Source organism: Pseudogracilibacillus sp. SO30301A (assembly GCF_037072025.1).
GTDB lineage: Bacteria > Bacillota > Bacilli > Bacillales > Amphibacillaceae > Pseudogracilibacillus.
On sequence record NZ_JAXHDD010000017.1, the window covers coordinates 32628 to 53831 of the forward strand.

Below are 21204 nucleotides of genomic sequence, written 5' to 3' on the forward strand. Positions count from 1 at the left end.
AGATTGGCGAAAGACAGAGGTGATGTTGCACTTATGCTTTAGAGTGCAAGCATTAATCGCGAGTGCCTAAGTTACATTATGCAGTAGGAAAGTATTATACTTCCCTAACTGCCAAGCAAAGACTTCCTAAATCGGGCATCACTTCTAAATCGTTCCGCAAATTCATCAAGTTTGCTTTTTAAAAGTTCCAATGAACCCCTACAAATATCATCAAAGTAATCCTTCATAATACCAATCAATTGAGAGTCGCCAATCTTATCTTCCGTCTCATTTTTCAAGTAATAAAATATTTCTTGCAGCTCATATAGAGTGGATACATAATTCTTATCATCAACATAGGGAGAAGCACAAAAAACCTCGGCTAATTCTTTTGTTACATCAACACTTAATTCCACTCGACCATAGCTATGGAGGACTTGATTTCTAGAAACAATTAAATTTTTTATTTCATCCCGAGTTAATACAAGCCCAAATTCTTTTGCTTTTTGGGTTACCTCCTCTATTTCATCCGTATATTGTTCTAATATCGTAGCATCTAGAGAATGTAACATTTTTGGTAAAAACATATACACATTTCCTCCTTTAAAAATATTTTGATAAACCATTGACTTTTGATTCAAAAAATGTTATGATTAATTATGTGCATTCATTTTTATGCAAGTGTATATTTTACTCTTTTCTTCGTCGTTTGTCAACGTCTACTTCTCTTCATTAAAGTCTGAATATTCAAACACAAAACAGGATACCTACGTACTTTGTCACATATTACCCACCTATTAAAATAGTTTGCATACAATTACAAGCATCTTGTTTTACAGACTTTAAAGTAAACAGGTTTTCTATTCACTTAGTTTAACAATCATCAAGTTCCTATCTTTCTCTAACGTCAATTCATACTGTGCGCTCATATCTCCTAATGTAAACCAAAGAAATCCAATTACACCTAGGCCTACAACGATTCCTAGCATCCGTATATGACCAAGTTGATAAAAAGCAACTGAACTAATGGGTCATGTTCCAACGAGAAAGAAACCATAATTCCATTTTAATATTAGAAAACCCTGCCTGTTCTAAATAACGACCAATGTCCTTTCCTATTTTTTTAGATGTTTCTTCAGTTGCCCCTTTCATATATTTCTAAGACGTTATCCGTACTTTGAATATTTAATAATGAGATTGTCCAATTATTTTTTTGAACAGCTGTCGATGCCATTAATTCGCCTGCTGTTTCCTAAAATTCCTTCTGGCTTTCCATACTGTGAAGCATGAATAGTTTCTAATGTACCAACCAGAAATAGAAAACCTATCTTTAGGGTTTAGTAATTCTGTATTGCCTTTTAGCCTAGTTCCCCCGTAAATTACTGCAATAAACATATTTCATATTCTCCTTTTTTCAGTTTAATTAATAAAGGAAAGATAAGCATTACGATTAATAGATAATACATGTCGGTAAAATGTTATAAAAGCGAAACTTCAATCTATACAAAAATCCAATCGTCAAAGAATATCATCGAGGTACTTAGATAACTATCGAAAATATGTTATGTTCCAACAAATAAAAAGAACAAAGTTGTTACAGTAGCGTTTGTAATGCCATGAACAATAATAGGTATCCATAAAGTCCCGGAACGTTCATAAATATATGCAAAAAACACCCCCATGACCGCTGCATTTAATACCAGTTCCCATGAAGGAGCATGGCTAATACCAAATAAAAAACCATTTAATAAAATTGCTATTGGAACCCCTAACTTCACTCGAAAATATTTATAGATTACTCCCCGAAAAACAATTTCTTCCACAATTGGGGCAATAATTGCCACCATTACTATCGATAAGAAGAATCCTGTGCTTTGAATAGTATCGGTTTTAGAAGCCTCCCCAGACCACATAAGTGCAGTTAAGCTTAAAAAAGTAGCATTAAGTATTAATCCGATAATACTCCATATAAATAATTTTTTCATATTTTGCTTTGATATCGAACGAAATCCGAAATTTTCCCAAGAAATTTGGTGTTTAGAAAGAACGAAAACTCCTACGATGATCAATTGGACTAAATGAATAACAATTGCTCCCATGTAATCCGCAATTACTGGAGAAGAAAACAATTTATCAAATATTCTTCCTGCCCCATTAAATAGTGTTTCAGTACTGAGAATAAGCCAAGCAACGAACACAATACAGATATCTAAACCACTCCATTCCCCGTAAGTCCGATTATCAGAATTCATTTTATTCACCTCTGTAATAGGAATATAAATACCACATTCAGATTTTCTAAAAATAAGCAATGAAGTTTCTATGACCTAGCTAATAATAATGAACTAATTAAATGAATTAGCGCCTAGATCAATATAAAGAGAATAACTAAATCACTTAATTGAAATATTTCCTGATGTTGTCTCTACATGAACATTATCGATTTCATCCCTAGCTGTTCCTTCAATTCTTTTTTCTTTTTGCACATTAATTTTGTCTAAAGGAATTGCAACCATTTGATTTCCACTTACAGTATTTACTTTCAAGTTGATATTGGGTGAATCATTGTTTAAAGAAATATCAACATTACCACTAACAGTGTTTACTTCAAGATTACTTTGAAAATTGTCATATTCAATTGTGACATCGCCACTTCTAGTTTTAATATCCAAGTCCGTTGCCTGTAATTTGTCTGAAGTGATATTACTCGAACCTCCCTCCAAAATTACTTTCCCCGAAAAATCTTTTGGAATGGCTATTTTAAATTTTTTATTTAAATTAACTCTCGGTCCAAATTGATACCAACTTTTTTTCACATTTAAAATAATCTCACTTATATCTTGCTTAACGTCAAGCTTATAATTACCGTGATATACTTCTAAATTTGTATCTTCTGTAATTGTTAAATGTACATTAACACTACCATTATGTATATAAATTGTATCAACCTTATTAAGATCAATTGATTCATTATCTTCTCCATTAGCATTACAACCCGACAGTAGAATAAGAAAGACTAATAATATTACAGATAGTAAGTTTTTCAATTAAACTCCCCCTTTTTTAAGAATATTACATTTTGTTAATATATTTAGATTTACAACAAGCTTCATCCAGGATAATTTGAACCGTGACTTCTTTGTAAATCCTTTATCTTTCGTCTAGAGAGACTAATCTATGTTGTCATAATCGCGCAATGTAGTCATTGTCCCTCTGCTTTTATTACCTCTTTGATTGAAATCACCAACCTTATTAAATGAATTTATTAAAAGTTTACAAGATGACGTCACGTAACTTTCAAGTAATAAGTAAATCATTAATTTAATTAGGAAATTCTTGTGGAAATTGTAAGGTGTATCTGGTAAATAAGTAAGGGATAATTCAGTAAATTCTATTTTCTAAAGGCAAAGAATGTGCAGTTGAGTTTCTATCGATTCAGCATATAAACCACTTTCTTTCTGATTTGAGCTCACGTTTCTGTCCCCCTCTTCCTAATTAAGATAAAAAACAACCAATCCATCATAGAAGGATGAGGATTAAGAAATACATGTTAAAAATAAACATATCCTAAAAGGAATCATATTCATTCCTTTAGCCGACCCAATGTGTGGAATTTCAGTACAAACTTTTGGTGTTTTCTGGTAGTTCAAAAGGACTTTTTTTATTATTAATACGCTCATAAAACAGGATTCCATTTAAGTGATCTATTTACTCAAAAAGGGTTGGGAACTTAGTAGATGAAGACATTGTGGAAAAAAGACGAGGGATTGGTGTATTCTTTGCCCCATATGCCCGCAGTAAATTGATTGAAAATAGGATGAAGGACTTCACAAATTATTAGTGAAATTTTGCTAAAAAAACTATTCCGTTTATATTAGAATCTAAATGGAATACTTATCATATAAGATGATTGCAAAGACTGAAGAAGATTTTAATGGATTAAGAGAAATCGGTAAAATTTGCGGGGCAATTCGAGATGAATTAGTCCGTTGTACCAAACCTGGAATTACTACAAAAGAACTCGATGAAATTGCTGGAAGATGTTTGAAAAAGCAGAAGCTCAATCAGCACCAAAAGGTGAATATAATTTTTCTGGATATACATGTATTAGCGTCAATGAAGAGGTAGCACGCGGGATTCCGAAGAAACGAACTATTCGAGAAGGAGACCTTGTTAATATTGATGTGTCAGGTATTATTTTTAAAGGAGATTTAGACCTATAAGACCGTGTTGGGTTTCCATGAAATCTTTTATCGTTACGTTCAGATCATTTTCATAATCACCTAATGGTCTACAATATAAATTCTTTCTTTTGATTTAGATGTTGAGCTAATTCAGCACCCCATTTAGTAGCCTCTAGTGTGGCAACGCACCCATTACTTTATATGAAGTAACCCTTTTCACATTCGGACTTCTTCAGAACAAATTCATGCCCACTTATTTTTTTTCAACTTATTGACCGTTCTAGCTCAATTTTATTCAAACATTGTACCCACTGTTGAAAATGATTTAGATGCGATTTAGATGAGTATCTTGAAACTTTTCAGGAAATTTCAACCCATAGCCAAAAAGTCTATCCATCCCTATATGAGCTACCCAAATTAAACTAATCATTAAAATAATATGACTTTGTATCAGTAAACTAAAGATTATGATTGCTACTGGAATAGTATATGTGTGAAATAAATTATACACTATCGAGCCAACCTTGTTATTTTTCAAGTATCCAAGTGCTGACAAATCTGGTGCGAATAATAAAATTATGAACATAAGCCAACTAAATTGCAGATAAAAGTAAAAATAAGTACTTATTGTCAAAATAGCTAGTCCCTCAAGATGCAATAAAATTTTATTCAAGGATCTTCACCACTTTCTAGAATTGATTTTTCTTATTTATTTTTTAACATGACTATCGTCAACAATAATGCATTTATTTAATAAGGAATTTTGGCTTCATTTGAAAAGTTCACACTAGCCCATTCACCCTCTCTCTTAAAAAATGCATACACAATCTCGTAGTCTGTAGGAGGTTCTTCTATCCAAACTAACAAAGTACGAATTATTGATTCCTTTTCTTGAAAATAGCGACTAAACACCTCACTTTGCTCGTGAAGTCGTGTGGTCCAAATCTGCGAACGTACCATTACCATTGAATAGTATGTCCGAATGAGTTTACGTGCAAAATTTTGTGTCCCTCTTTTGAAATCTTCTTTAGAGGCTGTTTCTAACCTTTTTAACGTCCGATTAAGAACATCATCAATATCTCCATTAAAACGGATTGCTATATCGGATGTAAGTTTATAAGAGCCAAATCGTTCACCTATATCCTCTCCGTACACACAAACACAAAGTTCTTTAAGAAATGCATTTTCATAATAATTTGCTGGGTCAATCGCATAGTCATAATATGCTACAGCTATACCAACTTCCCGGACTAACGTATGATATTTTTCGGATAGTTCCTTAGCAATCTTCTTTAATTCGGCTAACTTAACAGGGCTAAGTTTGGTATAGAACATTGCGATAAGGTCTAAATCGGATTTTTTTATAATCGCTTCTCCCCGGGCAACACTACCATATACATAAACACTATGCAATGGTTCAGGAAATAAATGTTTAAGCCTCTCAATAGATTCTTGAATGCAAGGTACATAGACATCATCGATTTTGTCTTTACTGACATCGCTTATAATAAATCCATTCGAGTCTAGACCATAACCTGCATATAAGTTTCCTATTGTAATCACCTCCTGTTTGTTCTCTTAATCAATTGGTGGCTGTTAGTCTTTGTGAAGTAGTTAAAGTAGTTCGATTACTGGTAATCAAACAAGGTTGGGGCACTAGACAAAATGAAAGAATATTCGTTCGAATAGACACTTTCCATGTTGTCTCCAAGATATCTTATCAATCTATTATACGTACAATTTCTATGAGAGCAACCGGTAATATAGACGTAATTAAAGCAATACCTAATTGTCTGATGCGATTATATGCTCTTTTCCCGAAAATAAGTCATTAATATAGATTGTAAAATTCCAAATGAGTATACTTAAAGTAAAAGCAACTACGATTCCTATCAATTTGCTGAAATGTTTTTTTGATGAATCATGAAGAAGAATAATAGTTTAAACGAAGTAAGAGGAACATTGGTACATTCTTGATTTACAAGAGCATGTTGCACATATAGCGCAATGATCCTCAGATGTATATACTGTAACCGTAGTTCTTTCTTCAAATGTCATATTATTAGCTATTTATCGCATCAACGCAAATTCCGAGTGATGCGTATGATACTTTCCGCAACTTGGTTGTTGTCTTCTGCAAGTACTCTTCCATTGGCTAAGACAAGACCTAAACCCAATGACTTGGTAATTTAATACAATTTGTCGATATTAAATTAAGTAATAAGTTTTAATCCGATTGCAGAACCTAATATTAAAGTTATAAAGAGCATTCTCTTCCAATCTTTTGATTCTCCAAAATATATCATTCCAATTAAGGAACTGCCTACAACACTAATCCCTGTCCAAATTGCGTATCCTGTTGCCATAGGAATTGTTTGCAATGAATAACTTAGAAGACCAAGGGCTGATCCAAGCCCAAAAATTATTAAAAAAACTGTTTGCCAATTACGTTTTACAGACAATTGATTTATCATAGCAACAGCAAAAGTCTCGAATAGACCTGCTAAAACTAGAGTTAACCAAGCCATTATGATCTAACTCCTTTCTCAATCTTGTCACTTTTATCATCTGTAACTAATTTCAATCCAATAACTCCTGATAAGAGTACTGCTATTAGAAAAATTTTTCCCCATTTGAATGGTTCTCCAAAGAATATAATTTCTGCAATAACAGTACCTCCTGCACCTAATCCCACAAAAACTGCATAAACCGTTCCAGCAGGAAGTACTTGTGCTACTGTTATCATTAAATAATTGCTTAATATAATCAGAATTACTGTAGCAGTCCAAGTCCAAAAATCATATGCATGAGCCAATCCAATTACCCAAAAAACTTCTAATAAGGCTGCAACAAATAACTTAATCCAGTTTTTACTCATCGAAATTACCCCATTTTTTAGTATTCACGTAAAAGAAAAAATAAAAAAGCCTAAGAGAAACTGTTTAACAGTTATCTCCCAGGCTTTTATCCCTCCGTGGCACAGCATAGCTGTGAGTTTTCTCTCGGACCAGACCAATCATATGATCGCGGAACCCTAGAAAACGTTTTATATTTTTCATTGAACAAAATCGCTATCGCGATGGCATTTAAAACCATTTCACCTAAATATTTTCAGCTAATTTAATATAGCAGCACACTCAAATATAGGGTATTGTTAATTTACCACAAAAAACAAGCCAATAAGTGAGGTGCTGCTACTTTGTATATCGTATCATATTCCAATATAATTAACAATTTAATTATATCACATCCAAATGGTTAAATATAAAGAACTTCCTTTTAATTGTTTCTTCAATTAATTTTATCAATTAGAATTTTGTAATAATTTAATATAAAATGATAGATATTACCTATTTATTAAATATAAGTACTTGGGGAGGAAATCTAATGGAACTAAAACAATTGGAATACTTTATAGTATTATGTCAAGAGCTACACTTTACACGTGCAGCCGAGAAACTAGGCATTGCCCAACCTTCTCTAAGTCAACAAATTAGCTTGTTAGAGCATGAAGTAGGGATGCCTTTGTTTGATCGCATTGGCAAAAAAAATATACTTACTGATGCAGGGAAAACATTGCTCCATCACAGCTACAATGTGTTTCATGAAATTTCTCAGGCACGTGCGGCAATTAGCGAACTTCAGGGATTAGAGAGAGGCACCCTCAAAATAGGCTCTCTACTCACAGTTGTTAATTACTTGCTTCCTCCAACAGTTATCGGGTTTCATAATGCTTACCCTAATGTGGAACTTTCTGTACAAGGGTTACGAACGGGTGATATTTACAAAGGACTATTGCAAAATGAACTTGATTTGGGGATCGTTTTTTTGCCTATCGAACATGAAGATTTGGAAGCGATTCCGATTTACGAAGAAAACCTTGCTCTTGCTGTACCTATAGATCATCCTTTTGCTTATAAAGAATTTGTTACACTTCAAATTTTAAACGATACACCATCTATTTTATTACCTGAAACCTATTTCTTACGACAAGTTATTAATGAACAGTGTCGTTCACTGAATTTTGCACCAAAACCAGTACTTGAAATGACGACGATGGAATCTATCATCCAAATGGTAAGCAAAGGCGTCGGTGTCACAATACTACCAAAAGCTTACTTAGATTATATTGATAATATTCAAATTAAAACGATTCCTATTCAAGATCCGGTGATCACCACACAAATTGGAATCGCTTATCGAAAGAATAAACATTTATGTGCGGCTAGCCGTGTTTTTATGGAACAATTGATTACAACAATTAATGATGAACGCTTTTAGTTATCAGAAATAATTCTTGTGCTTTTCTGCTTTTCAATACTTTCTCAGCACAACATCAGCGAAGTCAACAGACTGGTCAATTTCTCTTAAATTATTAATGAACTCGATACTAAATGAATGACATAGTACCTACACCAAGCTCGAGTAGTCCTAGTTGCACCTACTTTTGATTTTTGCGGCAATCGGTTCACAGCATTCAATACCAATTAAAAAGATCAAGTCCTCTTTTATTTTGTACATAGGATAAGGATGAAATCTATCAAGTACTGCATTGCGTATATTCCAAATTCTGTAACGTGTTCCATTAAACATCCCTCAAGTAGCGTTTCAATAGTTGCAAGACGGCAGGTAGCACAATGGGGGCCTTCCCCAAAACTCGAACCATAAAAGCTTCGCGCTTTGTATCGGTGTAACGATTTGGAAGAAGCTTTGGAACTTCTGGTTGACTGGGAGGAAAAGGTGCTTGATTCTTTCCTTGGAACCGTTCCAAGAACTGTTGAAAACGATTTGGAACTGGTTGCCCGAAATCCTTAATCGCTTTATATATCGCATATCCAACCCAAAACGGAGGGGAAAAACAACCAGGTTCGGACAATGAATCAACAAGGTTTTGGTTATTCCATCAACTCGATTCAAGCACGGATGCAGATAAAGGAAGAAAAGACTGCTTTACTCAATTGGAGAAAATATCAAGATCGTTATGAGCGACGCTTAAAGCAAAATGAATCTCAAACAGCTTGTTAAAAAGTCTTTTCGACAAAGATTAGATCAACCAGTTATTATGAAGTTTTTATGTCGAATAACGTCGTCAATCCCGCGATTTGTTACTGAACCAGATTTTTAAGCCTTTTTCAAAGATAGCAATTTCTTTATTATCTAACTCTTTGCTAAGCTTTTGAAAAAATTGCTGATGCACCGCTTCATGTGCTTGAAAAGCTAGTTCTCCTTTCTTAGTTAATGAGATAAGTACAGCACGAGAATCGGACGGATGAGAAGTTCTCGAAACGAGCTCTTTTTTTTCTAATCGGTCAATTAATTGCGTCACTGCACCCTTCGTTATCCCCAATCTTTCTGCTAGCTGACCCATGCGCACAGCTCCAGCTAATCCTATCGCATCAGCTGTATGGAGCTCACTTGGCGTCAATGTTCCAGCATCCCCAAACATCCTTAGGTTTCGTTCAAACGTTGCAGTTGTAAAGTCAGTTTACCGATACGCTCACTTTGATTTGTAAAAAAGAAATTTTCATTATTCATATATACTATATAAAAGCAACTATTTTTTAAACCATTGTTTGTATCATAGTAATATGTTTTCTTTATAGACTCAATTCAGCAAGAAGTCAAAACAGGGGTGAGAGACTGGCTCCCCTACCTGTCTATAGGCTTAAATCTTATAATCAATATTAAAATAAAGAAAAGCTAGTAGTCCAAAATACGACTTTCTAGCTTGCTTGTTCATTCATAACAAAAATTTTTATTCTTTTTCCAAGTATGCTACCAATTCCACATGGCACGAGAGGACAGAATGAATGTCATTTGAGTATGTCCGTTCTCGGAAACATATCCATTGCGTTTTTTACACTATCGGTAGACGGGAACATATCAATAGATTTTTGGCTTAGGTTGCCGTAATTGGTGCTTACATTTAAGATTGCAAGCTTACCCTTCTATCTTAGATCATTTATAGAAAAAACATACCTCACATAGATTTTCCTCTATAGTGTATTTTAGCTTTTATTTTGAATAGATATCCTTGACTTGGTCAGGCAAGTCATTTAACTGAATCTCCTGCCAATAGGTAACCCCACGAAACGATGCAACATACAACTCTAAATATGCACCCTCTCGTAGTTGCTTGCTACTGGTAAAAGTAAGAGGTTCCTTTTCACCCTTCTCATTATAAGCATCTAATGTATATTCATACCGTTTTTGACTATTTGATTTTATGTCATCATTGACTATCATGGTGTAATATACAGTCTTCCCTTCTGGGTTTTTCGGTGTAAGCTGATCATGATTAAAAAGGAAAACTGAAAACGCCACTAAAATAATAATAATTAAACCTGAAACTAATAATTTTGTTGTAGTTTTCATGAAAATACTCCTTTTTACGTTTTAAGCTACTACATCAGATTTACGCATCCGATGTATTGCAACTGTACTAATAACCACAATGTATACCAGATTCATTATGATAAATAAAATACTCTCCCCAGATGAAAGGCTTGTTTGAGTGAGTACCCCCATCCCAATAGTTAACAATGAATGTGGAAAAAACATTCCCAAATGTGTGACATACATACCAAGACCAAAGAAAACAGCACACAAACCAATACCAATAGGAGCTGCGAAACTGCGGATACGCATGGATAGTGCTAATTGCAGGGCGCTGATTGTAAGGGCGGCTATCCAACCTCGAAGTAGCCATCCAGTTAGTTCTCCAGGAAGATCAGAGGTTATACCTGCCAATTTCCCACCTAAAAAATACAATATAAAAAAGAATATCTGAACAAAAATCAACATCACACCGATTACTATCAATTTAGCTAGAAAGATACTAGTCGCTGATACGGGTGCGGTCATAATCATATTCCAGTTTTTATTAAGATGTTCCAGTCTCCACATATACGCACAAAGAATAGCTATAAGAATCGGAAAGAAAAATTCTCCGTAAAACAAACCAACTTGCGACCATAGGCTGTACCACTCTTTTTTTAATACACCTTGATTCATGTAAAAGTTAGCACTGCCAATCAATACGCTTATAACGGGGAGAATCACTAGTATCATCCATATATGAGAATGACGTAACTTCACCCATTCGGCAGAAATACATCGTCTTAACATAATCACATCATCCCTCCTTATACCTCTTGCCTTGATACATGAACGCATCCAGCCAGATAGATGCCAATTCCTGCCGCAATCAGCACCACCATCATAGGCAGTAATGAATTCAAATCTCGTACAATAAACTGCATTTTTTCATTTGTATAGCTTTGTGTAATAGGGCTTAAACCAGTGTAGTATGACCATACAAAGATTCTTTGAACTCCTAACGGAAGTAAATCCGCTGCCATGCCAATGAATCCACCTACCATGCCGAGAGATAGTGCGAAAGCCTGGTTTTTTACTGCCATCGATACCCATTGCTGTAATGCTATAATGATCATATTGGTTAAAACTGTCCCTATAAAGAATCGAATCAGTAGAAGTAATGGTACAGGTTGCTCAAAACCATTGACAATTCCAAATGCTGTGATGGCAAGGACTTGCAGTAAACATGCTACCAACATGATAATAGATGTAGAAATATATTTTGCCGCATAAAGCGTACTCCGCCTAATAGAAACTGTTAACAATAGCTTCCATGTGTTTCCTTTATGCTCCATGTCACAGATGCGGGATACGCATATAGCTGTAAGAATAGGTAAAAACAGGCCATTCATAGAGGACAACATCGCAATAAGCGGTTCCCATCCGGCATTATCTGGATTGTGGGAAATCGACATACTGGTTGCCATGAATGCCCAGGCGATTTCCACGGTTAAAAATAGTGTGACCATCAAAAACAGATGCTTATGGCGCAATTTGTACAGTTCAAGGCTAATAGCTTTCATAACAAGTTACGCTCCTTTCCTGTAATATCCAGAAAAATACTCTCCAGATTCTTCTTGTGTTCTTCAATGCGCAACACATCAATATTAGCTGAAACTAAGTTTCTATTTGCCTGTGCTACTTGCCCATCCGTCAGGCTTTCAAACACCAAAAAGTCTCCATGCTGTGTGGGAGAGAACCCCTTTTGAAAAAGCAGTTCCTGTGCCAGCTTATTGTTCTGTGTCTTTACCATAATAGTTGGACGGTTTTTGTTCTTCAAAACTTCCATACTGCCTTGAAACATCATTATTCCATCGTTGATAATGCCGACCGAGGTTGCCATCTGTTCAATTTCTGAAAGCAGATGACTTGAAATCAGCACTGTCATTTCATAACGCTGCGGCAAAGATTTAATTAGTTCTCGGATTTCACCGATACCGGCAGGGTCAAGACCATTTGTAGGCTCATCCAGAACTAAAAGCTTTGGAAAAGACAAGAGTGCCATAGCAATACCCAAGCGCTGTTTCATGCCCAAGGAATATTGCCCTACTTTTTTATCTTTTTGTTTTTCCAAACGAACAATTTTCAGTGCTTCTGTTACATTCTTATCCGGCACATCCCGCAGTCTCTGAATAACACGCATATTTTCTAGCCCCGTGAGATGTCCATAGTAGGATGGAGATTCTATAAGAGATCCGGTTTGGTTTAAAATAAGACGACGGTTTGCTCCTAAATCCTTTCCAAAGACTGTTACTTTACCATCAGTAGGTCGGGCTAATCCTAAAATCATTTTTAATGTAGTAGATTTTCCTGCCCCGTTAGGACCAAGAAAACCATAAATATCTCCTTCATTTACTGTTAAATTTACACTTTTCACTCGATAGGTATCGCCATATCGTTTTGAAAGATTATGCGTAGAAATAATTTGATTCATATTCATTTTCTCCAATCTGTTTAAGTAGTGTTCTTAGGTTAAAGCATAACAAGGCAACCTTTCTTCAAACTGACAATAACCTTACGGCAACCTTAAATCATATAAACAGGAATATTATTAGGTTGAAATTAAATAAAAAGTAGTATAATTATAGTGGGTGATTTTACATGGATGATTTAAAGAACAAAAAAATTCTCATCGTAGATGATGAGCGTGAAATAAGGAATATGATAGATGGTTTCTTACGTAAAGAGGGATTTACGCGCATTCATCAAGCCTCCAATTGTGCAGAGACATTGGATGTTTGTATGTCTACAAAACCTGATATTGCGATTTTGGACGTTATGTTGCCAGATGGGGATGGTTTCGCCCTTTTGTCATCCTTGCGTCAAATTTCAGATATGCCCGTACTTTTTTTATCAGCAAGAGGTGAGGATGAGGATCGTTTATTAGGGCTTGGGCTTGGTGCGGATGACTACATTGTAAAACCGTTTTTGCCACGGGAACTAACTCTCCGGCTAATGGCAATCCTCAGACGAGTTTATTTACCCCCAAAACAGGAAAAACGCCCTGTCTTCCAATTAGGGGGACGCATTATTGATCTTGAAGGTGGTATTGTTCGTGATGACAGCATGGAATACTCTTTGACAGCAAAAGAACATGCATTGCTGTTTAAGCTTTATGAAAATCGGAACCGAATCGTAACCAGTGATGCCCTCTGTCAAACCGCATGGGGTGATGATTATTATGGCTATGAAAACACACTTATGGTGCATATCCGCCGTATCCGTGAAAAGATAGAAGATAACCCATCCATCCCGGAATATTTACTGACTGTCAGAGGATTAGGATACAAGTTGATGGTCAAGGAGGGGTGAATATGGAGGGCACGGTACGAATCTTAAGGCGCTTTATTAGTGCAACCATGATAATTTCCATCTTGCTGCTAATTTTAAATTATATGTTGTTAGGTGTCTGGGTATTTAAAGGTATGAATAAAGGTCAATCTCCAAGTGCTATTGTTCAAAACGTAGCGGAGGGTCTGCATCCATCGTCCAATGCTTATTCTCTGGATTCTTCCACAGCAGATATGCTAAATCAGAATCACGCATGGGCAATGCTGGTTGACGATACAGGACACGTAGTGTGGAATTATATGCTCCCCGATGAACTCCCCGAAACATATTCTTTAGCAGATGTAGCTAAATTTACTAGAAACTACTTGATGGATTATCCCGTTTTTGTATGGGAGCACGATGAAGGACTGGTAGTTGTTGGATATCCCAAAGATAGTTTGGCAAAGTATCAGTACATCCTTCCAATAAGTTGGGTTTCCTCCTTGCCACTAAAAGTAGCTTCCTTGCTCGTTGGAAATATTGCATTGGCATTACTTTTGTCGCTTTTCATCGGCTCTAGATTGATTCGCTCCATCCGCCCACTAACTCAAGCCATACAAGGTCTTTCTGAGGATAGAGGGGTATATATAGAGCCAAAAGGAGTTTTAGCCAATCTTGCACAAAGTGTGAACCGCGCTTCAACTTTATTACAACAAAAAAGCGAGAGTTTAAAGAGCAGAGATGAAGCCCGTTCCAACTGGATTGCTGGTATCTCACACGATATTCGAACCCCTCTTTCTATGGTACTTGGCTATGCAAGTGATTTGGAGGAAAATAGCAATATACCAACAGAACAAAGGCAACAAGCAGGTATTATACGGCAGCAAGCAGAAAAACTGAGATCTCTTGTAAATGACTTAAACCTTGTTTCAATGCTAGAATATGAAATGCAGCCCCTTGATAAAAAGACAATTCGATTATCAGCATTAGCTAGACAAATAGCATCCGAATTTTTAAATAATGGATTAGATGAACGTTTTACGCTAGAAATAGAGACTTTAGATGAAAACGCTCAAGTCAACGGAGATGAACGATTATTGACACGTGCTATTACTAACTTGATACAAAACAGTATTAACCATAATCCTGACGGGTGCCAGATACGGCTGCTAACATCCTTTAATGAAGGTAATAACACCTGTAGTTTTATCATAGCTGATAACGGGAAGGGAATTTCTCAAAATGAGCTTCCTGACCTACTGGAGTTGCCATTTTCATCCAAAAGAAAACATCCTCGCAAAAACGGGCACGGATTAGGGTTACCAATGGTTGCAAGAATTGCCAAGGCACACCAAGGACATTTGTTTTTATATAGTGATATTGGAAAAGGATTTAGAGTAGAAATTGTATTGCCCTCAATAATGTCCGATTAAGAAAAGTTGAAGTTTGATAATATCATTTAATTCACTAAAGTTTAAATCAATTTTTAGAATTAGAAAACCGCCGATTTAAGTTACTTCTCCTGAATCGGCGGTTAAATTCATTTTATAATTCTATATCTATCTCAATCCCAGACTTGAATTCAACAGTGAGCTTATCATCAAACACCGTAACCTTTTCAATAAGACGCCTTACTAACTGCTCATCATATTCCTCCAACTCGCAGGATTGTTCATTCAAGAAGTCAGTCATTTCAGTGATTCGTTGCCTTTTTCCTTCACGATCTGCATTCTCAACCAGTGCATTTTGCTTCAATTCTCGAAGGCGGCAAATTTCATCTGCCACATCTTCATAGCCATTTTTAGACTTTGCTTGGATAAGAAGCTGTTGTTGTAATTCTTCCAATTTGCCATCAATACCATCGGTGGCATTATCATTTTCTTCATTAAATATAGTAGCAATATTTTTCTGCAAGGTTGAGAGGAAGGGTTCTTTTTTAGCCAAAAGAATGTGTTTAGATTCCTTCTACTAATAAAAATAAATTTTGTAAGGGTAGGGGGATTAACTATTTATTGTTGCTTTTTGATTTTTGAATCGGTCTATTATAGAAAATATAATTTGTATGGTAAAAGCAAGAGCTAACAAAACACCAATAATAATGGTCAAATGTTTTAAGTCAGAACCAAGATTTCCTCCACCATAAATTAAACTGAAATAGCTGTTTACTCCATACGTTGCAGGTAGTAACTTTCCGAGTTCAAAGTAAAAGGATGGTAATAATTCACGGGGTACAATAGCCCCCGAACTGACCAATTGTGTTGCAGTTAACGCAATATTAAAAATCATTCCAGGGTTTCCAAATAACATTACGAAAAGTTGGGAGATAGCTAAAAAGCTAAAAAGCAATATTGCTTGGAATCCCCATAAAGAGATAAAACTATAATCTAGATCAATATTAAATAGGTACATGAGACAAACGGTTAATAGTGAAATACCAAGAGCTAGTAGAATATTAATAATTTGTCTGCCAAAGAAAAGGGAAAACCGCCCATGCGCCTGTTTTAATTTTCCATTTGTAATCTGTAAATACTGACTAATTAACATAGCACTGATATAAGATGCCAATACAATTAACAGTGGAACCATAGTAATAGCAAATCCCTCTTTGTCATTTGTTTTTTCTATATTAGCGTTCAAAGGATTCACTTGCGTATTTTCCTGTACCAAATCTACTACTTGACTCGCTACCTCCCTGATAATTGCTTCCATTTCTTCATTTGGAGCTTCTGCTGCTATCAATGGTGGAATTTTATCCGCTATTTGAGCATTAATATTTTCTCGAACTTGTTGATTAAGTTCATTATTTAACGTATTAGCTGCCGTTTCCATCATTTGTTTCGTTAATGTAGGGGCAGATTGGTTAATAAAATAATTTATTGATACCGTTTCACTGTTTTGAAGTTGTTCCATCATATTGTCTGGAAGGTGAATAAGCATATTCACGTTACGCTCATCTAACTCCTCTTTTGCTTCACTTAATTTCTCATAAACTGTTATTTGAAATAAATCTCTATCATTTAATTCCGTTACAATTTCTTCCCCGAGTTCTGAATCATTATTTACAATACCAATGGAAAATTGATCTGTTCGATCATAAACACCATCATAACCGGTTAACCAGACAATAACGAAAATAAGTTGAAAAGCAATTGCAGCAGCAATGCCTAATAGGGTCTCTTTTTCTTTTAAAAAACTTTGAAGAACTTTCATTTTTAATTCCTCCTCATACAGTTAAAGTGAGTACATACTTTCATATTGTTTAAAAAATTACTGAAGCATTTTTATAAAGGAATTGATGTTTTTATTAATAAAATCATCAATTGATAATTCTACTGCTTCAGTGTTAATTTTTGTTTTCATTAAAAAATAACCAAAATTAATAAATAAAAAGTTAGTTGCTATGACATAAGAGTCAACTTTATTCATTTTTTCTTTTTTCATCATTTTAGTAAAATAATCCGTTAAAATTTCAGTATATCTTTGAGGAATTCGTTTTAATAATTCATCCAGTTCCGCAAATTGCCCTGCTTCTTTTAAGCTAAGCAAAATAACTGTTCTCTTTTGTTCTAATAAAGTCTGGTATTCTCTTACTAACATTTTTAAATCTTTTTCAATGTCCCAAACTACTTTTTCTTGAAAAATTGATTCGAATAAATCAATTAGAGCATATTTCTGTATAATTGCATCAACAATTCCCTTTTTATTACCAAAAATTCGAAATATAGTAACTTCATTCACACCGGCCATTTCAGCAAGTTCCCTTGTGGTTGCTCCTTTATAACCTTTTTCATGAACGAGTTCTACCATAGCTTCCACAATTTTATCTTTTGTTGAAAGATTCAAATAGCTCCCCCCTCCGAATTCATACAAATAATCCTTTAATTCCATAAATTAAGTTAGTAAAGAAAATATAATAAGCTGACTGACCGACTGTTACTATGTTTAATCACATAGCTTGTATTCTTGTACTTTTTAAAAACCCCTCAATAGATTTCCAATATTCTTTTGGTTTTTCTATCATTGGACTGTGACCACTATCTTTGATCATTTCAATCTCAATTTTTGAATTAAGCTCGGGGACATTTTCCCATGGATTAATCGGAGAAACTTTATCTTGATCGCCCCATAAAAGTAATACTGGACATTCAATCTTGGGTAAAATAGTTGTAGCGTCATATCTATCAGACTCTTTAGCTAATGGAATCATATTTAAAAAACTACGTCTATTACTAAAAAATTCAGATAAACTTTCAAGTTGTTGTTCAGAAACGCAGCTTGGATCAACAAATAATTGTTTCTTTAAATCCCGAAACCACTCTTTGCTTTCTTCTTTATTACTTTTTTTAGGTGGACCAATATCAAGATTCATACTACCCATTCCAGGAGCTCCACTTGCAACTATCGCTTCTACTTTTTCTGGAATCAAAGCAGCTAATTCTAACGCCAGTAAACCACCCATGGAATTACCTACAACAACTGCCTTAGCATCAATCGATTCATTAAAAAATTCTAATAATTGCTCACGTAAATCACTAATTTTTCCTCCATAAGCAGCAAGTGCTTCTGATTGCTGGATAATAGTGTAGTCTGTTCTAGAAAAGTATGAAATTGTATTTTCCATATCCAATCTCCAGCAAATAATCCAGATATAAAAACAACCGGAGTACCATTACCGCCTTTTTTAAATACTTCCATGAATTTTCTCCTCCTTATTCACATTTATGACTGACGGTCAGTTACCTAAGACAAATTATAGCTACTTAAAATAATTAGTCAAGTGGTATTTCTAAATTAGTCCTATTTTACTATTTTAATGATGAGATAGAGGTATTCCCATGAATACAAACTTGGTTTCAATATTATATCTTTTATGATAAACTTCATAAAGATAAAGACCATGCTTAGGAGGCTAAAAAATTGGTAGGTAAACCTGAACGTTTTATGGAAATTCTAACTGCTGCACGTAGTGTTTTAGCAGAAAAGGGATTTGACGCTACAAAAGTTTCGGAGGTAGTGCAAAAAGCAGGTGTTGCGAAAGGAACATTTTATCTATATTTCCCCTCTAAATTAGATTTAGTGATTGCTTTAGTTCGAGAAATGCGGGAAAAGATCCTTCTTGAAACAGAAAAGGTTATCGGATCTCAGAATAGTAAACAAGAAGAGTTAATTCAAGTTATAAAAGTCGCTTTTAATGTAATGGAAAACTATAATGATGTTTTCCCGGTTTTCAATGCAGTTAGTGCTTTTAAAACAGACCAGTGGAAAGTGGAAAAAGAAATTCGTTTACCTTATTGTAATTTCTTACAAAATTTAATCGAAAGCGGTCAAGAATCTGGAGAATTTAGAGCTGATTTGAATACGGAAATAATTGCATCATTAATTGAAGGAATGGTGGAGCATGTTGCACATGAATGTTTTATTTATCATTCGACACTTTCAATAGATGATTATATTGATAATATTAATCTAATTTTAAGTAAGTCACTTTCTAACTAATGAAAAACTTGATTATTGCATCTAAACTGATCCAGTCAGTGTAGAGAAGTTTAGTAATTTCGGTTCAGTAACAAATCACGGGATTATCGACAATAGTCGACATTAAAAGTTCATAATAATAGGCTGATTGAATGTTTGTCGAAAAAAAATTTAACAAGCCATTTGTTGTCCATTTTGTTTTAAACGTTTTTCATAACGGTCTTGGTATTTCCTCCATTTGAGTTGGGTATTCTTTTCTTCCTTCATCCGCATCCGTGCCTGGATCGATTTGATGGAATAACCAAAACTTTGTTGATTCATCGTCCGAACCTGGTGTTTTTCCCTTCCGTTTTGACGTTGGATATACGATGGATAAATTTCAACTTTTCAATATGTTAATTAAGAGAAAAACTATATATTCTGCAAAGTAGTCAAGGAGAAAACTTGACTATTTTTATTAATTCATGTAATAATCTAATTAATGACTGACCGTCATACCTGTTAGCGGTGATTAATTTCTTTGAATCTAATCTTTCTGGCATTAATAAATTTTAATATGATTTTTATACTTATGTAACTATTAAATAAAATAGAATATTGACGTAGATTCAACTTTTGTGAATTAAACTAAATTATTGTATTTAAAATAGGTTATTTTAAAATCTCCTATATGCTTTTGAGTGCATACTGCTAATGCATAATTAAAATTGAATTTTTGTTGATATAAATAATAGTTGGAGTTTTGCTCTTCTTCTATAAAATATATATTGTTATCGTTTACTATTGTAAAAGAATTCAATGGTATTGATAAACCTTTTCCGATGGCTTTTACGTATGATTCCTTGAGAGTCCAATATTTATAAAATGTTGAGAGTTTGTCTTGGTCAGGTCTACTATTAATAAAAACGTATTCATCCTTGGAAAAAAACTCTATCATCCAACGGGAGATTATATTGCTCCCAAAACAAAAATAGAGAAAAAAGTAGTAACAATATGGGGAGAAATTCTAAAAATCCAAGGAATTGGCATAACAAATATTTTCTTTGAATCAGGTGGGAACTCATTAAAAGCTCTAGAATTAGTAAGTAAAATACGGGAGAGAATAAATATACAACTGCCATTACGTTTTATTTTCCAAAAACCAACTATTGCTGAAATGGCAAGTTACTTACACACAAGTTTGCAAACAATTAAAACAGAGCCAATCACTGTATTGAATAAAGTAACAAGTAGGAATATATTTTGTTTTACTCCAATTATTGGATATGGAACTGTCTTTTCCGAGCTCGCATCATATATCGATTCTCATACATAATACGGTATAGATTTTATTGATCATATAGATCGACTAGCGAAATATATGGAGCTCATTATAGGTATTCAAAAGAAAGGTCCTTATATATTTATGGGCTACTCCGCTGGAGGTACATTAGCTTTTGAACTTGCGAAATATATGGAACAGTCTGGCTATGTTGTTTCAGATATTATTATGTTAGATGCTCAAGCACGAATGAAAAAGTGGTTGGAAACAGAACAAGATATTATAAATGAAGCTCAGTTTACTGTAGACTTTTTTACGTCACAAAAAGTATATAAAAAATATTTTGATGATGTATTAAAAGAGGAATTGTTGGAAAATGTTAAAAACTATTTAACTTACTGGAATAACAGCTTTAGTACTGAAATGGTTGATGCTACGATCCATCAATTGAAAGCTATAAAAACTGCTGAAACTGAAAACTTTAAACATTGGGAAGAGCATGATAAAGACTATTGTCTGTATGAAGGAAGTGGAACACATTATGAAATGTTAATAGAGCCACACCTTAAAAAGAATGCAGAGTTACTTAATAATATCCTTGCTAACAAATTTACAATAAAAGTTTAATAGAGGCTAAGCATTCAGATGGAGCTAATT

The 21204-nt window shown here is 34.4% G+C and carries 25 protein-coding genes, 2 pseudogenes and 1 riboswitch; of the genes and pseudogenes, 8 read left to right on the forward strand and 19 right to left on the reverse strand.

Annotation, left to right across the window (positions count from 1 at the left end; all coding sequences use genetic code 11):
- Positions 1 to 104: 104 nt before the first annotated feature.
- From SPD89_RS10280 to SPD89_RS10290, 3 genes are all read right to left on the reverse strand, one after another.
- A complete protein-coding gene (locus SPD89_RS10280; protein WP_336261859.1) occupies positions 105 to 566 on the reverse strand; it encodes a DUF6323 family protein in 462 nt (153 codons plus the stop codon).
- 975 nt (positions 567 to 1541) lie between these two features.
- Positions 1542 to 2231: a CPBP family intramembrane glutamic endopeptidase gene (locus tag SPD89_RS10285; RefSeq protein WP_336261860.1), complete on the reverse strand. Its 690-nt coding sequence runs from the start codon at positions 2229 to 2231 to the stop codon at positions 1542 to 1544.
- 141 nt (positions 2232 to 2372) lie between these two features.
- The gene (locus SPD89_RS10290) at positions 2373 to 3026 is read right to left on the reverse strand and encodes a DUF4097 family beta strand repeat-containing protein (protein WP_336261861.1); all 654 of its coding nucleotides are present in this window, start codon (positions 3024 to 3026) and stop codon (positions 2373 to 2375) included.
- 859 nt (positions 3027 to 3885) lie between these two features.
- On the opposite strand from SPD89_RS10290, the pseudogene SPD89_RS10295 reads away from it, so the two are divergent.
- Positions 3886 to 4172, forward strand: a pseudogene (locus SPD89_RS10295) (M24 family metallopeptidase); the annotation flags it as partial.
- On the opposite strand, the pseudogene SPD89_RS10300 reads toward SPD89_RS10295, so the two are convergent.
- From SPD89_RS10300 to SPD89_RS10320, 5 genes and pseudogenes are all read right to left on the reverse strand, one after another.
- A pseudogene (locus SPD89_RS10300) lies at positions 4166 to 4345 on the reverse strand (NAD(+)--rifampin ADP-ribosyltransferase); the annotation flags it as partial. The pseudogenes SPD89_RS10295 and SPD89_RS10300 overlap by 7 nt on opposite strands.
- Positions 4346 to 4488: 143 nt before the next feature.
- A complete protein-coding gene (locus SPD89_RS10305; protein ID WP_336261862.1) occupies positions 4489 to 4836 on the reverse strand; it encodes a DUF4260 domain-containing protein in 348 nt (115 codons plus the stop codon).
- Positions 4837 to 4913: 77 nt separating this feature from the next.
- Entirely contained in the window at positions 4914 to 5726 is an 813-nt protein-coding gene (locus SPD89_RS10310) for a nucleotidyltransferase domain-containing protein (protein WP_336261863.1), read from the reverse strand.
- A gap of 650 nt (positions 5727 to 6376) precedes the next feature.
- Entirely contained in the window at positions 6377 to 6691 is a 315-nt protein-coding gene (locus SPD89_RS10315) for a DMT family transporter (RefSeq protein WP_336261864.1), read from the reverse strand.
- Entirely contained in the window at positions 6691 to 7041 is a 351-nt protein-coding gene (locus tag SPD89_RS10320) for a DMT family transporter (RefSeq protein WP_336261865.1), read from the reverse strand. Before SPD89_RS10320 ends, SPD89_RS10315 begins: the two co-directional genes overlap by 1 nt.
- Before the next feature lie 73 nt (positions 7042 to 7114).
- A riboswitch (guanidine-I (ykkC/yxkD leader) is annotated at positions 7115 to 7212 on the reverse strand.
- Between the two features lie 338 nt (positions 7213 to 7550).
- Here SPD89_RS10320 and SPD89_RS10325 point away from each other — a divergent pair.
- Together SPD89_RS10325 and SPD89_RS10330 are read left to right on the forward strand one after the other, a co-directional pair.
- Entirely contained in the window at positions 7551 to 8444 is an 894-nt protein-coding gene (locus tag SPD89_RS10325) for a LysR family transcriptional regulator (protein WP_336261866.1), read from the forward strand.
- A 594-nt stretch (positions 8445 to 9038) separates the two neighbouring features.
- The gene (locus SPD89_RS10330) at positions 9039 to 9188 is read left to right on the forward strand and encodes a hypothetical protein (protein ID WP_336261867.1); all 150 of its coding nucleotides are present in this window, start codon (positions 9039 to 9041) and stop codon (positions 9186 to 9188) included.
- Between the two features lie 64 nt (positions 9189 to 9252).
- On the opposite strand, the gene SPD89_RS10335 is transcribed toward SPD89_RS10330, so the two are convergent.
- The 5 genes from SPD89_RS10335 to SPD89_RS10355 all read right to left on the reverse strand — a co-directional run bounded on the left by SPD89_RS10335 (position 9253) and on the right by SPD89_RS10355 (position 12981).
- On the reverse strand, positions 9253 to 9588 hold the full coding sequence (locus tag SPD89_RS10335; protein ID WP_336261868.1) for a MarR family winged helix-turn-helix transcriptional regulator: 336 nt from the start codon (positions 9586 to 9588) through the stop codon (positions 9253 to 9255).
- A 590-nt stretch (positions 9589 to 10178) separates the two neighbouring features.
- Positions 10179 to 10538: a YxeA family protein gene (locus SPD89_RS10340; protein WP_336261869.1), complete on the reverse strand. Its 360-nt coding sequence runs from the start codon at positions 10536 to 10538 to the stop codon at positions 10179 to 10181.
- 21 nt (positions 10539 to 10559) lie between these two features.
- Complete coding sequence (locus SPD89_RS10345) at positions 10560 to 11291, reverse strand: ABC transporter permease (protein ID WP_336261906.1); 732 nt, start codon at positions 11289 to 11291, stop codon at positions 10560 to 10562.
- A 17-nt stretch (positions 11292 to 11308) separates the two neighbouring features.
- Positions 11309 to 12064, reverse strand: coding sequence for an ABC transporter permease (locus SPD89_RS10350; protein ID WP_336261870.1), 756 nt, complete (start codon positions 12062 to 12064; stop codon positions 11309 to 11311).
- Positions 12061 to 12981, reverse strand: a complete 921-nt coding sequence (locus tag SPD89_RS10355; protein WP_336261871.1) for an ABC transporter ATP-binding protein — start codon at positions 12979 to 12981, stop codon at positions 12061 to 12063. Before SPD89_RS10355 ends, SPD89_RS10350 begins: the two co-directional genes overlap by 4 nt.
- Before the next feature lie 161 nt (positions 12982 to 13142).
- Here SPD89_RS10355 and SPD89_RS10360 point away from each other — a divergent pair, with 161 nt between their 5' ends.
- Both SPD89_RS10360 and SPD89_RS10365 read left to right on the forward strand, forming a co-directional pair.
- Positions 13143 to 13853 (forward strand): response regulator transcription factor, encoded by a 711-nt coding sequence (locus tag SPD89_RS10360; RefSeq protein ID WP_336261872.1) that lies wholly within the window; start codon positions 13143 to 13145, stop codon positions 13851 to 13853.
- Positions 13854 to 13855: 2 nt separating this feature from the next.
- Positions 13856 to 15244 (forward strand): sensor histidine kinase, encoded by a 1389-nt coding sequence (locus SPD89_RS10365; RefSeq protein WP_336261873.1) that lies wholly within the window; start codon positions 13856 to 13858, stop codon positions 15242 to 15244.
- A 112-nt stretch (positions 15245 to 15356) separates the two neighbouring features.
- Here SPD89_RS10365 and SPD89_RS10370 read toward each other — a convergent pair whose 3' ends face one another.
- From SPD89_RS10370 to SPD89_RS10385, 4 genes are all read right to left on the reverse strand, one after another.
- A complete protein-coding gene (locus tag SPD89_RS10370; RefSeq protein WP_336261875.1) occupies positions 15357 to 15755 on the reverse strand; it encodes a DNA recombinase in 399 nt (132 codons plus the stop codon).
- Positions 15756 to 15812: 57 nt separating this feature from the next.
- Complete coding sequence (locus tag SPD89_RS10375; RefSeq protein ID WP_336261876.1) at positions 15813 to 17021, reverse strand: YhgE/Pip domain-containing protein; 1209 nt, start codon at positions 17019 to 17021, stop codon at positions 15813 to 15815.
- Positions 17022 to 17078: 57 nt separating this feature from the next.
- On the reverse strand, positions 17079 to 17654 hold the full coding sequence (locus tag SPD89_RS10380) for a TetR/AcrR family transcriptional regulator (protein WP_336261877.1): 576 nt from the start codon (positions 17652 to 17654) through the stop codon (positions 17079 to 17081).
- 103 nt (positions 17655 to 17757) lie between these two features.
- A complete protein-coding gene (locus SPD89_RS10385) occupies positions 17758 to 18432 on the reverse strand; it encodes an alpha/beta fold hydrolase (RefSeq protein WP_336261878.1) in 675 nt (224 codons plus the stop codon).
- A gap of 296 nt (positions 18433 to 18728) precedes the next feature.
- On the opposite strand from SPD89_RS10385, the gene SPD89_RS10390 reads away from it, so the two are divergent.
- Positions 18729 to 19307 carry a TetR/AcrR family transcriptional regulator gene (locus SPD89_RS10390; RefSeq protein ID WP_336261879.1) on the forward strand — a complete coding sequence of 193 codons (579 nt, stop codon included), beginning with the start codon at positions 18729 to 18731 and terminating at the stop codon, positions 19305 to 19307.
- Between the two features lie 150 nt (positions 19308 to 19457).
- On the opposite strand, the gene SPD89_RS10395 is transcribed toward SPD89_RS10390, so the two are convergent.
- Together SPD89_RS10395 and SPD89_RS10400 are read right to left on the reverse strand one after the other, a co-directional pair.
- Positions 19458 to 19607: a hypothetical protein gene (locus tag SPD89_RS10395; RefSeq protein ID WP_336261880.1), complete on the reverse strand. Its 150-nt coding sequence runs from the start codon at positions 19605 to 19607 to the stop codon at positions 19458 to 19460.
- 301 nt (positions 19608 to 19908) lie between these two features.
- A complete protein-coding gene (locus SPD89_RS10400; protein ID WP_336261881.1) occupies positions 19909 to 20223 on the reverse strand; it encodes a 4'-phosphopantetheinyl transferase family protein in 315 nt (104 codons plus the stop codon).
- Here SPD89_RS10400 and SPD89_RS10405 point away from each other — a divergent pair.
- Both SPD89_RS10405 and SPD89_RS10410 read left to right on the forward strand, forming a co-directional pair.
- Positions 20167 to 20601 (forward strand): phosphopantetheine-binding protein, encoded by a 435-nt coding sequence (locus tag SPD89_RS10405; RefSeq protein WP_336261882.1) that lies wholly within the window; start codon positions 20167 to 20169, stop codon positions 20599 to 20601. The genes SPD89_RS10400 and SPD89_RS10405 overlap by 57 nt on opposite strands.
- Positions 20602 to 20625: 24 nt before the next feature.
- A complete protein-coding gene (locus SPD89_RS10410) occupies positions 20626 to 21174 on the forward strand; it encodes a thioesterase domain-containing protein (protein ID WP_336261907.1) in 549 nt (182 codons plus the stop codon).
- Positions 21175 to 21204 lie beyond the last annotated feature (30 nt).

Excerpts from the sequence above, each read along its gene's own strand:
- SPD89_RS10345 (WP_336261906.1), bottom strand. The coding sequence starts at position 11,291 with ATGTTAAGACGATGTATTTCTGCCGAATGGGTGAAGTTACGTCATTCT.
- SPD89_RS10280 (WP_336261859.1), bottom strand. The coding sequence starts at position 566 with ATGTTTTTACCAAAAATGTTACATTCTCTAGATGCTACGATATTAGAA.
- SPD89_RS10385 (WP_336261878.1), bottom strand. The coding sequence starts at position 18,432 with ATGGAAAATACAATTTCATACTTTTCTAGAACAGACTACACTATTATC.
- SPD89_RS10360 (WP_336261872.1), top strand. The coding sequence starts at position 13,143 with ATGGATGATTTAAAGAACAAAAAAATTCTCATCGTAGATGATGAGCGT.
- SPD89_RS10340 (WP_336261869.1), bottom strand. The coding sequence starts at position 10,538 with ATGAAAACTACAACAAAATTATTAGTTTCAGGTTTAATTATTATTATT.
- SPD89_RS10365 (WP_336261873.1), top strand. The coding sequence starts at position 13,856 with ATGGAGGGCACGGTACGAATCTTAAGGCGCTTTATTAGTGCAACCATG.
- SPD89_RS10375 (WP_336261876.1), bottom strand. The coding sequence starts at position 17,021 with ATGAAAGTTCTTCAAAGTTTTTTAAAAGAAAAAGAGACCCTATTAGGC.
- SPD89_RS10320 (WP_336261865.1), bottom strand. The coding sequence starts at position 7,041 with ATGAGTAAAAACTGGATTAAGTTATTTGTTGCAGCCTTATTAGAAGTT.
- SPD89_RS10350 (WP_336261870.1), bottom strand. The coding sequence starts at position 12,064 with ATGAAAGCTATTAGCCTTGAACTGTACAAATTGCGCCATAAGCATCTG.
- SPD89_RS10315 (WP_336261864.1), bottom strand. The coding sequence starts at position 6,691 with ATGGCTTGGTTAACTCTAGTTTTAGCAGGTCTATTCGAGACTTTTGCT.
- SPD89_RS10325 (WP_336261866.1), top strand. The coding sequence starts at position 7,551 with ATGGAACTAAAACAATTGGAATACTTTATAGTATTATGTCAAGAGCTA.
- SPD89_RS10330 (WP_336261867.1), top strand. The coding sequence starts at position 9,039 with ATGAATCAACAAGGTTTTGGTTATTCCATCAACTCGATTCAAGCACGG.
- SPD89_RS10400 (WP_336261881.1), bottom strand. The coding sequence starts at position 20,223 with ATGATAGAGTTTTTTTCCAAGGATGAATACGTTTTTATTAATAGTAGA.
- SPD89_RS10395 (WP_336261880.1), bottom strand. The coding sequence starts at position 19,607 with ATGAATCAACAAAGTTTTGGTTATTCCATCAAATCGATCCAGGCACGG.
- SPD89_RS10355 (WP_336261871.1), bottom strand. The coding sequence starts at position 12,981 with ATGAATATGAATCAAATTATTTCTACGCATAATCTTTCAAAACGATAT.
- SPD89_RS10285 (WP_336261860.1), bottom strand. The coding sequence starts at position 2,231 with ATGAATTCTGATAATCGGACTTACGGGGAATGGAGTGGTTTAGATATC.